This is a genomic window from Finegoldia magna (genome assembly GCF_003182075.1).
GTDB lineage: Bacteria > Bacillota > Clostridia > Tissierellales > Peptoniphilaceae > Finegoldia > Finegoldia magna.
On the sequence record NZ_QGTH01000002.1, the window covers coordinates 64,142 to 76,208 of the forward strand.

The 12,067-nt window shown below is 33.9% G+C and carries 13 protein-coding genes, 1 tRNA gene and 1 other RNA gene; 3 read left to right on the forward strand and 12 right to left on the reverse strand.

Annotated features, from left to right (window positions below; translation table 11 throughout):
- Positions 1–44 precede the first annotated feature (44 nt).
- The 11 genes from DES33_RS01485 to rpiB all read right to left on the reverse strand — a co-directional run bounded on the left by DES33_RS01485 (position 45) and on the right by rpiB (position 9,458).
- Positions 45–896 (reverse strand): RnfABCDGE type electron transport complex subunit B, encoded by an 852-nt coding sequence (locus DES33_RS01485; protein WP_094208305.1) that lies wholly within the window; start codon positions 894–896, stop codon positions 45–47.
- Positions 897–906: 10 nt separating this feature from the next.
- Positions 907–1,488: an electron transport complex protein RnfA gene (locus DES33_RS01490; RefSeq protein ID WP_094205310.1), complete on the reverse strand. Its 582-nt coding sequence runs from the start codon at positions 1,486–1,488 to the stop codon at positions 907–909.
- Entirely contained in the window at positions 1,488–2,117 is a 630-nt protein-coding gene (gene rsxE, locus DES33_RS01495) for an electron transport complex subunit RsxE (RefSeq protein ID WP_094205309.1), read from the reverse strand. Before rsxE ends, DES33_RS01490 begins: the two co-directional genes overlap by 1 nt.
- A 10-nt stretch (positions 2,118–2,127) precedes the next feature.
- Positions 2,128–2,700: an RnfABCDGE type electron transport complex subunit G gene (locus tag DES33_RS01500; protein WP_094223212.1), complete on the reverse strand. Its 573-nt coding sequence runs from the start codon at positions 2,698–2,700 to the stop codon at positions 2,128–2,130.
- Entirely contained in the window at positions 2,697–3,668 is a 972-nt protein-coding gene (locus DES33_RS01505; protein WP_110057902.1) for an RnfABCDGE type electron transport complex subunit D, read from the reverse strand. The genes DES33_RS01500 and DES33_RS01505 overlap by 4 nt, the downstream gene beginning before the upstream one ends.
- A 3-nt stretch (positions 3,669–3,671) precedes the next feature.
- On the reverse strand, positions 3,672–5,000 hold the full coding sequence (gene rsxC / locus DES33_RS01510; protein ID WP_094224394.1) for an electron transport complex subunit RsxC: 1,329 nt from the start codon (positions 4,998–5,000) through the stop codon (positions 3,672–3,674).
- A gap of 28 nt (positions 5,001–5,028) precedes the next feature.
- A tRNA-Leu gene (locus DES33_RS01515) sits at positions 5,029–5,114 on the reverse strand.
- 29 nt (positions 5,115–5,143) lie between these two features.
- Entirely contained in the window at positions 5,144–5,785 is a 642-nt protein-coding gene (locus DES33_RS01520; protein ID WP_110057903.1) for a lytic transglycosylase domain-containing protein, read from the reverse strand.
- Complete coding sequence (gene coaE / locus DES33_RS01525) at positions 5,782–6,390, reverse strand: dephospho-CoA kinase (RefSeq protein WP_227930577.1); 609 nt, start codon at positions 6,388–6,390, stop codon at positions 5,782–5,784. Before coaE ends, DES33_RS01520 begins: the two co-directional genes overlap by 4 nt.
- Positions 6,377–9,004: a DNA polymerase I gene (gene polA, locus DES33_RS01530; RefSeq protein WP_094224392.1), complete on the reverse strand. Its 2,628-nt coding sequence runs from the start codon at positions 9,002–9,004 to the stop codon at positions 6,377–6,379. Before polA ends, coaE begins: the two co-directional genes overlap by 14 nt.
- Position 9,005: 1 nt before the next feature.
- Positions 9,006–9,458, reverse strand: coding sequence for a ribose 5-phosphate isomerase B (gene rpiB, locus DES33_RS01535; RefSeq protein ID WP_094224391.1), 453 nt, complete (start codon positions 9,456–9,458; stop codon positions 9,006–9,008).
- Between the two features lie 106 nt (positions 9,459–9,564).
- On the opposite strand from rpiB, the gene ssrA reads away from it, so the two are divergent.
- Positions 9,565–9,926, forward strand: a transfer-messenger RNA (tmRNA) gene (ssrA, locus tag DES33_RS01540).
- A gap of 48 nt (positions 9,927–9,974) precedes the next feature.
- Here the strand turns inward: ssrA and DES33_RS01545 are convergent.
- On the reverse strand, positions 9,975–10,307 hold the full coding sequence (locus tag DES33_RS01545; RefSeq protein ID WP_094208301.1) for a hypothetical protein: 333 nt from the start codon (positions 10,305–10,307) through the stop codon (positions 9,975–9,977).
- Positions 10,308–10,536: 229 nt separating this feature from the next.
- On the opposite strand from DES33_RS01545, the gene DES33_RS01550 reads away from it, so the two are divergent.
- Together DES33_RS01550 and DES33_RS09885 are read left to right on the forward strand one after the other, a co-directional pair.
- Positions 10,537–11,697 carry an iron-containing alcohol dehydrogenase gene (locus DES33_RS01550; protein ID WP_110057904.1) on the forward strand — a complete coding sequence of 387 codons (1,161 nt, stop codon included), beginning with the start codon at positions 10,537–10,539 and terminating at the stop codon, positions 11,695–11,697.
- A gap of 86 nt (positions 11,698–11,783) precedes the next feature.
- Complete coding sequence (locus DES33_RS09885; RefSeq protein WP_265334470.1) at positions 11,784–11,909, forward strand: hypothetical protein; 126 nt, start codon at positions 11,784–11,786, stop codon at positions 11,907–11,909.
- Positions 11,910–12,067 lie beyond the last annotated feature (158 nt).

The following is a 12,067-nucleotide window of genomic DNA, read 5'->3' on the forward strand; positions in this document are numbered from 1 at the left end:
TAAACGTAAAAAAACAGACCGTAAAATTTACGGTCTGTAAAATATTAAGCTTCTTTAGCAGGTGCTTCTTGAGCTTTTGCCTTAGCTTGTTCTTCTTTTATTTTAAGTCCTGGATAAATAGCTTTTGTAGGACATTTATCTACTGCTTTTTGAACTTGTTCTGGATCTAATCCTTCAGCATTGTTGAAGTGAGCTAAGTTATCTTCAACGCTGAATCCATCTGGACACATCTTAGCACAAATTCCACAAGCAATACATCCAACTTTACAGTATTGTCTTACATCTTTACCTTTATCGTGACTGTTACATCTTACATAAACGTCTTGATCGTAGTCAACAAGTTTAATAATATTTCTTGGACAGATTTCAATACATTTTTTACAAGATGTACATTTTTCTTTATCTACTAATGCAATGCCATTTACAATGTGAATTGCATCGAACTCACACACATCCACACAGCTTCCGCAACCCAAACATCCGTCTGGACAAGTTTTACTTCCACCTTGAAGATTATGGTTAACTCTACAATCCATAATACCTTTGTATTTGAATTTTTCAGTAGCATATTCTGGAGTTCCTTGGCACATTACACACGCAACTTGCTTTGCAGAATCTACTGCATCAGCTCCCATGAATGCTGCTAGTTTGTCGGCAGTTTCTTTTCCACCAACTGGACAAGAATTACAAGGTGCTCCTTTGTTTACGATGGCATCTGCAAGTCCATCGCAACCTGGAAATCCACAAGCACCACAGTTTGCGCCAGGTAACATTTCTCTTACTTTAAGTACTCTTCTATCAACTTGAACTTCGAATTTTTTAGATGCAAAACCCAAAAGCAATGCAAATAAAATTCCTAGTGCTCCTAAGATTATAAATGGAGTTAAAATTGTCATTTATTACCTCCTATACCAATCCGCCGAATCCGAAGAATGTCATCGCCATTAATCCAATAGTAATAAATGCGATTGGTACACCTTTAAAACTTTCAGGAATATTTTTGTTCAATGCGATTCTTTCTCTGATTGCAGCTAATAAAGTTATCGCTAAAATGAAACCTAGTGAAGCACCAATAGCACTTGCTAATGTTTCAATTAAGTTGTATTTTTCTTTTACGTTTGCTAATGCAACACCCAATACTATACAGTTTGTAGTTATAAGAGGCAAAAACACACCAAGTGCGGAGTACAAGTTTGGACTCATTTTCTTTAATGCCATTTCTACGAATTGTACCAATGTCGCAATAACCAATATGAACACTATCGTTTGTAAGTATTCAATGTGAAATCTTTCTAGTATTTGAATTTGTAGAACGTAAGTAACGACAGATGCTATTGTGATTACAAAGAATACTGCCATACCCATACCAATAGCTGTTTCTGTTTTTGAAGATACACCTATCAATGGGCAAAGTCCTAAGAATTGACCAAATACGTAGTTGTTTACTAATAAGTAAAGAACTATTATTTTAAATATATTTGCTAACATTAGTCTTCACCTCTCATATTGTTCTTCTTTCTTTCTTGTCTTGATAAGAAAGAATTGTAAGTAGCTAACAATATTCCAAGTACTATGAATGCTCCTGGAGCTGCTGACATAATACCAATTGGAGGAATATCTCCTATTACAAGTTTACCTAAGATTTTTCCTGAACCTAATAACTCTCTGATGAATGCAACCAATACGATTACAATACCATATCCCAATGCATTTGATATACCATCTAACAATGATAAGAATACGCCATTTTTAGATGCGAAAGATTCGGCTCTCGCTAAGATTATACAGTTTACAACGATTAGAGGAACGAATGCTCCTAATGAAGTGTATAATGCTGGAACAAATGCTTGAAGCATCATTGAAACTAATGTTACGAATGTTGCGATTACAACTATATATGCCGGAATTCTTACTTTATCCGGAATAAAATTTCTAAGTAATGATATTACTATGTTTGAACAAATCAAAACAAATGCGAACGCCGCAGTCATACCAATTGCATTTTCTACAGATGTTGATACACCCAGTACAGAACACAAACCTACCAATTGGATTAAAACTGGGTTGTTCTTAAGAATGCTGCTTTTGAAAACTTTAGCCGCTTTACCTTTTTCCATAATTTCCCTCCTATTTTAATCCCGCATTAGCTTTTTGAGATACGTTCAATGCGTTTTTGGCTGCTGTAGTGGAATAAGTCGCACCACTTAGAGCTTGAATTTCGTTGTCAGCTTCAGGTTTTTTCACAGCTGATATTTCTTTTTCCATAGATTTCCCAATAACTGAATCTACGAATTCTGGATCTCCAATTCTACTTCCAATTCCTGGAGTTTCTTGTGATTCAAGAATTGAATATCCAACGATTTTGTTCTCATTGTCTACACCAACTACGAAAACAACATTTCCTGAATATCCACCAGCTCCAATTGCTTTGTATACATGACCTACAGGTTTTCCACCTTTGATAGCTTCTTGTACGTCATCTAAATTTTCGTCTTTTGCTTTCAAATCTTTAATTTTTGCTTCATCAAGTGGTTTAAAAGATTCCGCTTCAGGAAAAGCTACTTTCAAAGATTTTTTATAATTTTCTAATCTCTTAGCTTCGATAATCGGTTCTGTAACTTGGTTTGCAAATGCGAGCACTAACGCACTTATTGCTGTTATTACGAACAATCTAATAGCTAAATTTATTGAACTTCTCATATTCCTTGTTTACCTCCTCTACCAATTGGTGTTGGAACTGTATATTGATCGATAAATGGTACAGCACAGTTCATGAAGATTATCGCATAAGATACACCTTCTGGAAGGTTACCAAATTGTCTTATGATAGCTGTAAAGAAACCACAACCAATTGCAAATATAATTTGTCCTTTTGGAGTAACTGGACTAGTTGAATAATCTGTAGCCATGTAGAATGCACCCAAGATTAAACCACCAATAAATATGTTCATGAATGCATCTTGAATTCCTACGCCGCAAATAAGTAATGTTACAAATGTTGTTGCAATGTAAACTAATGGAATTCTAAGATTAATTACTCTTCTGTATAATAGATAAGCCACACCGATAAGTAATGCCAGCGCACTAACTTCACCGATTGTACCACCCATGTTTCCTAAAAATGCATCCATAAAGCTAACTGGTTGACCACCTGATAAAACAGTCGCATAAGTTTCTGCATCCACTGCTTTTTGTGTTAATGGAGCAGTGTAGTTACTCATTGCTTGTGCCCAACTTGCCATTATGAAAGCACGTCCTGCTAATGCAGGGTTCATAAAGTTTGATCCAATTCCTCCGAATAATTGTTTTACAATTATAATAGAAAATACCGATCCTATAATAATCATTGGAATTGGTAATGTAACTGGCACGTTAAATGCCAACAATATACCTGTAACAACAGCTGATAAATCGCTAATTGTAGAAGGTTGTTTCATTATTTTTTGATAACAGTATTCTGATAAAACGCAAGCTGCAACTGCTGCCAATACCAAAACTAAACTTCTCATTCCGAATTCGTAAACACTCACTATCAAAGCAGGAACTAAAGCAATAATAACATCAAGCATAATTCTTTGAATAGATACTGCACTTCTTTGATGAGGAGCAGCTTCTACGATTAAATGAGATAAGTCGTATTCTTTTTGTACAATTTCTTTATTTTCCATAGACTATCCCCTTTTCCTTTGTTGTGCTTTTAATTGAGTCTTTGCGTGTACAATTGCTTCAACTAATGGTCTGTTTGATGGACAAACATAGCTGCAAGTACCACATTCTATACAATCATTCAAATGCATTTTTTCTGCTCCTTCAAAATCACCGTTCAATGATTTTAATTGCAAGAACAATGGCAATAAGCCGATAGGACATACATCCACGCACTTAGCACATTTAATACAAGGTTCTGGAGAAGCAAGAGTTGCATCTTTTTCATTCATAAAAATAATTCCGCCTGTTGTTTTAACAGTTGGAGCATCCAAATTGTATTGACAAGCACCCATCATAGGTCCACCAACGACAATTTTGTATGGAGTTTCTTTGAATCCGTCACAATAATCCACTAAATCTTTGAATTTAGTGCCGATTGGAACGTAAATATTCTTAGGTTCTTTGATAGCTGAACCTGTCATTGTAACTATTCTGTGAGTCAAAGGAATACTGTGGACTACAGCATCGTAAATCGCCATAGCACTTGAAATGTTCAAACCTTGAACTCCTCTTTCGTTTGATCTTTGAGCCTTCGAAATCTTCTTACCAGTAATTGCATTGATAAGTCTTCTTTCGTCCCCTTGTGGGTATTTAGTTTTAACAGCACAAATCGAAATATTTGTTTCATCTTTTGCAGCATTTTTCAAAATTCCGATTGCCTTTTGTTTGTTATCCTCAACCCCTATGTATCCTTTGTCACAATCCATCAATTTCATGATAATTTTCAATCCACCGATTGCTTTTTGAGGATATAATTCCATATTAAGTTGGTCACTAGTTAAATAAGGTTCACATTCTGCCCCATTCAAGATTACTTCTTCGATTTTTACATCTGGTTTTTTCTTCATCTTAATGTGAGTAGGGAATCCTGCTCCACCTAAACCTACTATACCAGCTTCTTTTATTCTTTCTAGGATAACATCTTTTGATAATTGTGTGAAATCATCATTTGTTTCAGTGTATCCTAATTCGTTTAAACCGTCTGATTCGATTACTACAACTTCACCTTTTTGACCATTTGACAATACCATCTGCTCAATTTTCATAACCTTTCCACTAACTGAACTGTGAACAGGTGCTGAAATAGTCGCTTTAGATTCACCAATTTTTTGGCCCACTTTTACCTCATCTCCTACTTTTACTGTAGGTGTACAAGGCGCACCAATATGTTGATGCAATGGAATATAAACCATTTTAGGTTCAAAATTTGTATCTAAAGGACTATTTTGAGTATAGGATTTATGATCATCCATGTGAAATCCGCCTTTAAAAGTCAGATTTTCTAAACTCATTTTTTCACCCCTTTAATAAAATAAAAAATGGTGCAGAGAAAGAGACTTGAACTCTTACGGGATTACTCCCACTGCCCCCTCAAGACAGCGTGTCTACCATTCCACCACCCCTGCGTGATAAAGACCTTTTCTACAAAGGTCTTTTAATATTTATTAATAATATTTTTGATTAATTTAATGTAATTTTTGCCCCAAACTTTGAAATTTTTGTGCATATTTTCTTCTAGCTTAGTATCTTCGTAGAAGATCTTGTAAATATTGTATTGGTTTTCAACCTTTACAACGTAGTATTTCGTCTCAGAAGATGGAATATCGTCTAAAGTTTGACCATCTTTTGAAAAAGATTCGTTCGACAACCATTCTTTTACATTTCCAATTCCGCCGTTATAAGCTGCAATCGCCAAATCGTGGTTTTTGAAATGATGCAACAAGTACGATAAATATGCAGTACCCATCTCAATGTTTTTGTCAGGTTTTTTCAAATCATCCATTGTAAAGTGAGTATTTCTCATATTGTTAATACTTTCAGCAGTGTCTGGCATCAATTGCATAAGCCCCAAAGCTCCAGCCTTTGATTTTACACTTGGATCAAAGTTAGATTCAACTTTAATGACACTCATAACCAAAAGTGGATCAACGTTGTATTCTTTTGAGTATGTATTAACTAAATCGACATATTTCACTGGCCTTGTCACTGTAGAATAAGCGCTCACGCCAAATCCAACTAAAAACACAATCACAATAATAGAAATAATCGTGATTAAAAATCTTTTAATAAATTTCATAATTTTTTCCTATCTATTAGTTCGTCAACTTTGAGTATTAAATCTGATTCAGTCGTGTTGTTTACAATAACTTCGTCAAATTCATTAATTCTTTTCTCATAATCTAGCTGAGAATTAATTCTTGTAACCGCAGTATCGTAATCAAAGTTGTTTCTATCGATTATCCTTTGAATTCTAATGTCCCTATCAGCTACAACTACCCAATCTTCATCGACTTTGATATATTTGTCAACCAAATTTTTGCTTTCCAAATACATAGAAATTTCTAGAAAAATCAAATCAGACTTTTCCTTCTTAATTCTTTTTACTACTCTTAATATTATATCAGTATGTGTCAATTCTTCAAGCTTTTTTAATAATGTTTTTGAATTAAATACAATGTTGGAAAGTTTCTTCCTATCGATGTTAGAATTTTCGTCCAAAATTCCTTCGCCAAACTCATCTATAAGCTTGTAATAAAGATCTGTTCCTTGTTCATAGATTTGGTGAGTAATCTCATCCAAATCTACTACAACAAAGCCTTTTTCTCTGATTCTTTTGCACACCGTACTTTTCCCACTGGCGATATTGCCGCAAACTACAATGATTTTTTTATTTTGCATCATACCAATTATCTGCGCTGTTAATATCAATCTTCATATCGACCTTCAAATCAACAGCATGTATCATGACATCCTTCATTATTTCTAGAACTTTTTCTCTTTCATCTTGTGGACAATCCACAATAAGCTCATCGTGAACTTGCAAGATTAACTTGGCTTTTAGATTTTCTTCATTCAATCTATTGTAGAATTTGACCATCGCAACTTTAATGATATCCGCTGCTGATCCTTGAATTGGCGTGTTGAGTGCTACACGTTCTCCAAAGCTTCTAACATTGTAGTTTTTGGATTTTAGTTCTGGAATGTATCTTCTTCTGTTCATAATAGTTTCAACGTAGCCTTTTTCTTTACCAATTGCAACTATATCTTCCATGTATTGCTTGATACCTTTGTACGTGTTCAAATAATTTTCGATGTATTCCTTGGCTTCTTTTCTAGTTATGTGTAAATCTTTACTCAAAGAATAATCTCCAATTCCGTAAACAATACCGAAGTTTACAGCCTTTGCGTTGGATCTTTGAAGTGATGTTACCTTGTCAAAATCGACTTTGAACACTTCGCTGGCAGTTTTTCTGTGAATGTCTGCTCCGTTTTTGAATGCATTAATCATCACTTCGTCGTTTGCCAAATCAGCCAATACCCTTAGCTCTATTTGAGAATAATCCGCATCCAACAGTACACTTCCTTTGATTGGAACAAATGCTTTTCTGATAAGTCTTCCTTCTTCAGTTCTGATAGGAATATTTTGCAAATTAGGGTTAGTAGAACTAATTCTTCCAGTTTGTGCGATAGTTTGTTGGAATGTAGTGTGGATTTTGCCGTCTTCTTTGATTAAATCAACCATTCCATCGATATATGTTGTTTTGAGTTTCGCGATAGTTCTGTATCTTAAAATGTAGTCGATGATTTCGTGTCTACCACTTAAAGCCTCCAAAACTTCTTGATCTGTCGATGGACCAGTTTTGTTCTTTTTTATTACAGGAAGTTCTAAATCTTCAAACAACACTTCTGCCAATTGCTTTGATGAATTGATGTTGATTTTCTTTCCAATGAGTTCTTCAACACTGTCTTCGATTGATTTTATCTCGTCTTCGAAAAGTTCTCCCATCTCAACCAAAGTTTCTTTTTCTACACAAACTCCCGTAAATTCCATATCGCACAACACTTTTATCAAAGGAATTTCAACATCTCTGTAAAGATGCATCATATCCTCTTCTTCGATTTCAGAAATCTTTTCGTACAATTTATTTGTGAACATCATGTATTTTACTACGTAATTGTCGATTTCTTTGTCATCTGATTCCAAAATAGTCTTCTTGGATCTGCCTTTACCAGTAATATCTTCAAGCGGCTTGAAATCATAGCCTATAACTTTAGGGTCAGACCTTTCCATGCTATAACTTGTCTTCGAAGGATCGAGCAAGTATTCTATGATGACAACATCGTCGTAATTGTACGAAATGTCGATGCCATAACGCATCAAATGATAAATACATGGCTTGATATCAAATGATAGCTTGTTGATGTCTTTTGATTCGAATTCTTCCTTAAATGATTTTACAATGTCTACGTTTCTTGTGATGTACACCTTATCAGTATAAATCGCAAAAATCACAGGCTCATTGTCGACATAGTAACCATCGTTAAACAATGCAAAAGTAAACTTTTTATTTTCTTTAATATAAGCTTTAATCTCATCTACATTTTCATCTAAGTTTTCGTATTCAAACTTTACACTAGATTCTTCGTTTGGAAGTTTTTTGATAAAACTATTGAATTCTAGTTTAGTAAGAACTTCAATCAAATGATTCTTATCAGCTTCTTTTATATTACAATCATCAATTCCAAATCCCATTAAATCTTTTGGAACATCTATGTTTATCGTTCCAAGTTCTCTACTTAGATATGCGATTTCCTCACCATCGATGACTTTTTGTTTTGTTTTCTTGCCTGATATTTCATCTACGTTCTCGTACAATCCTTCAATACTTCCGTATTTTTGAATGTATTTAAGAGCAGTCTTCTCTCCAACTCCATCAATCCCCGGAATATTGTCTGATTTATCCCCCATCAAGCCTTTCAAATCAATCATTTGCTTAGGAGTAATTCCGTATTCTTCTTTTAAAGTATCCACATCGTAGATTTTTATTTCAGTAATTCCTCTTTTTGTAAGAACAACTTTTGTATTTTCGTCGATAAGTTGAAGATAATCCTTGTCACCAGTCAATAAATACACATCGTAGTTTTTTGATGAAGCTTGTTTTGCCAAAGTTCCAGCGATGTCGTCTGCTTCATATCCTTTTAAATCAATGTATGAAACTCCCATTGCTTGTAACAATTCTTTAAGCATATCGAATTGTGCGATAAGTTCTTCTGGAGTTTCTTGGCGATTACCCTTATATTCAGAATATTTTTCGTGTCTAAAAGTTGGCTCTTTTCTATCAAAACATACAACCACAAGCTCTGGATCGAGTTTATCCATAACAGAATAATACATATTCATAAAACCAAACACACCATTAGTATGCACTCCGTCTTTTGTAGTCAAATCTCTGATAGCGTAAAAGCCTCTGAATAAAAGCGATGAACCGTCAATAATTAAAGCTTTTTTTGACATTTTATAATCCCTTGTTTTCTTTTTCGAAAGCCATTATCTTATCCACTCTTCTTTGGTGACGACCAGCTTCGAATTCATTTTCCAAGAAAGTTTTGATGATAAGTTTCGCAACCTCATCTCCAATTACACGCGCTCCGATGCAAAGCACATTTGCGTTGTTGTGATTTCTACTCATTTTCGCACTGTATACATCAGACACACAAGCTGCTCTTATTCCTTCAAATTTGTTCGCTGCCAAGCTCATACCAATTCCTGTCCCACAAATCAAAATCCCTAAATCAGAATTTCCTTGTTGGATTTCTTCGCAAACCTTCTTCGCATAATCTGGATAATCTACTGAATCAGCTGAATTTGTTCCCAAATCCATAACTTCATTTCCTAAACTTTTTATATATTCAACCATTGAATCTTTTAATTCAAATCCACCGTGATCGGCTGCTATTGCTATTTTCATAAAAACCTCCAAATATTTTATTAATTACATTTTATAATATGTTTATGTATTTATCAATTATTTGAAGAATTACACATTTTATGATAAAATATAGTTACAAAAATATGGGGATGTCTTGGTTTCGACAGGGATATTGAAGTTTGAATAGCGAGTCGTTTTCGTCTACAAACGTAAAAAAAGGACAACTAAATATAAACGCTGAAGATAATAACTTCGCATTAGCTGCCTAATAACGGCGGCCGATTCAAAAACTAGAAAATCGTCCTGCGTTTTCTTTTTGAATCTCAACTAATTAGCAGGAACATCTCGTATATTTTCCTCTGGTATATGAGATTATTTAAGAGGATATATCAATCATAGTTTTGTCAATTAAATTTTGATCGACGAATAAAACTTAATTGACTGCACTCGGAGAAGTTCTTAGGGATATATTTTTGGACAGGAGTTCGAATCTCCTCATCTCCACCACTAAAAAAGGTAGCCTTATATAGGCTACCTTATTTTATTTGCTTTTTGTTATTTCAATTCATTAATAATTACTGTCGAATTATCTCCTGCAAACACGTTGTGTTTCAAATTAGTTTGCGTATCAATGTATTCGATGCATTTGTCATCGTAAGTAAAATCAAATTTGCCTGATTTCTTGAAAATTTCTTTTCCTTCTGCGTTGTAAATTATAATCTCTCTTTTGATTCCACCGCTGTACTCACTTTTTACATTTTTCTTAAATCTTTGAAATCCTGCTGATTTGAACACCAATGCACTGCACGACGCCAAAAATATAAGTACAACTACCAAAATAATCCATATTTTTTTCTTCACATTTTTCGTTTTATTTTCTTCTGACATTTTATTCCCCCTTTTTGATTTCCCAAATTTTTATGAAACTCTTTTCAAATTATAAAAGAACGTTTTAAAATATCGTTGTTATTTGTCGTGCTAAAATACTTTAACACTATATGATTTATTCGTTAAATATTTCGTTTTTTATTTGACTAAACGATTCCAATATTGATATAATATTATTATAGCAGAAACATATAAGTTTTTGTACAAATTACAAAAGGAGTGATTTATTATGGCAAACGGAGTACTTCATATTCCAGGTTTTATTCACTTTGGAGAAGGAGCTTTTTCAAAATTAAGTGAATTAAAAGGTAAGAAAGCAATCATAGTTACAGGCGGTAATTCTATGAAGAAAAACGGTTTCGTAGACAGAGCTTGTGAAGAATTGAAGAAAGCAAACATGAAAGTATGTGTTTTTGATGGCGTTGAAGAAAATCCATCAGTTACAACTGTTGAAGCAGGCGCTAAGAAAATGCAAGAATTCCAACCAGATTGGATTGTAGCATTAGGTGGCGGTTCTGCAATGGACGCTGCAAAATGTATGTGGGCTTTTTATGAACATCCTGAATTAAAATTCGAAGACATTATCGAACCAGGATCACTTCCAGAACTTCGTAAAAAAGCAAAATTTGTAGGAATTCCATCAACTTCTGGTACAGCAAGTGAAATCACAGCATTCTCAGTAATCACTGACACAGAAAAACACATCAAATACCCATTGGTATCTGACCACATCGTTCCAGACATCGCTATAGTAGATCCAGTCCTACCATCTAAGATGCCAAAATCAGTTACAGCAAATACTGGTATGGACGTTGTAGCACACGCAACTGAAGCATTAGTATCTAATATAGCTAACGATTATACTGATGCACTTGCAATTCACGCATTGAAATTGGTATTTGAATATTTACCAAAAGCTTGTGAAAATCCAGATGACATGGAAGCTCGTGAAAAAATGCATAATGCATCAACAATGGCAGGTATCGCATTCACATCAGCTTCTCTTGGTTTAGTTCACTCATTAGCACACAAAATTGGTGGAGAATTTGGAATTACCCATGGACTTGCTAACGCAATTCTACTTCCATACATCACACAATTTAACAGAAAAGCTACTGACAAAGTTGATTGGATTGAAAAAGAATTAAATGTTGAAGATTATCCAATCGCTGTTAGAGAATTAGCTAAAAAAGTTGGTATTCCACCAACATTGAAAGAAGTTGAAGAAAAATTCGGATTTAACAAAGAAAAATTTGACGAAGTATTAGATGAAATGAGCAAGAACGCTTATGAAGATCCATGTACTTTGACAAACCCACGTGAATCAAATCCAGAAATAGTTAAAATGATATATACTCACGCTTACAACGGCGAAGATATAACAGAATAAATTTAATAGCAAAATAATTTATGTATAAAATCTGAACTGACCTCAAAAGTTGGACCTAAAAACTAACTTAAAGAGGTCAGTTTTTAATGGCAAAATATAGAACAGAATTTAAAGTAAAAGTAGCAAAAGAATATTTAAAATCTAGCATATCATATAAATATTTATCAGAAAAATATTGCATACCTGATAAAGGTTTAATAATAAGATGGTAAATGACTTTAGAGAAAAAGGCATAGAAGGACTAAAACTCAAAAAGAGAGGAAAACCTCCAAAAATGCTAAAGTCAACAAAGATATCAAAAGATATCAAAAGATATCAAAAAAGATTCATCATAAAACTTAACTAATTTAGAAAATAATTCATTAACACA

Bases quoted from the DNA above. Each gene is read 5' to 3' on its own strand.
- DES33_RS01485 (WP_094208305.1), bottom strand. From the start codon at position 896: ATGACAATTTTAACTCCATTTATAATCTTAGGAGCACTAGGAATTTTA.
- DES33_RS01490 (WP_094205310.1), bottom strand. From the start codon at position 1,488: ATGTTAGCAAATATATTTAAAATAATAGTTCTTTACTTATTAGTAAAC.
- rsxE (WP_094205309.1), bottom strand. From the start codon at position 2,117: ATGGAAAAAGGTAAAGCGGCTAAAGTTTTCAAAAGCAGCATTCTTAAG.
- DES33_RS01500 (WP_094223212.1), bottom strand. From the start codon at position 2,700: ATGAGAAGTTCAATAAATTTAGCTATTAGATTGTTCGTAATAACAGCA.
- DES33_RS01505 (WP_110057902.1), bottom strand. From the start codon at position 3,668: ATGGAAAATAAAGAAATTGTACAAAAAGAATACGACTTATCTCATTTA.
- rsxC (WP_094224394.1), bottom strand. From the start codon at position 5,000: ATGAGTTTAGAAAATCTGACTTTTAAAGGCGGATTTCACATGGATGAT.
- DES33_RS01520 (WP_110057903.1), bottom strand. From the start codon at position 5,785: ATGAAATTTATTAAAAGATTTTTAATCACGATTATTTCTATTATTGTG.
- coaE (WP_227930577.1), bottom strand. From the start codon at position 6,390: ATGATGCAAAATAAAAAAATCATTGTAGTTTGCGGCAATATCGCCAGT.
- polA (WP_094224392.1), bottom strand. From the start codon at position 9,004: ATGTCAAAAAAAGCTTTAATTATTGACGGTTCATCGCTTTTATTCAGA.
- rpiB (WP_094224391.1), bottom strand. From the start codon at position 9,458: ATGAAAATAGCAATAGCAGCCGATCACGGTGGATTTGAATTAAAAGAT.
- DES33_RS01545 (WP_094208301.1), bottom strand. From the start codon at position 10,307: ATGTCAGAAGAAAATAAAACGAAAAATGTGAAGAAAAAAATATGGATT.
- DES33_RS01550 (WP_110057904.1), top strand. From the start codon at position 10,537: ATGGCAAACGGAGTACTTCATATTCCAGGTTTTATTCACTTTGGAGAA.
- DES33_RS09885 (WP_265334470.1), top strand. From the start codon at position 11,784: ATGGCAAAATATAGAACAGAATTTAAAGTAAAAGTAGCAAAAGAATAT.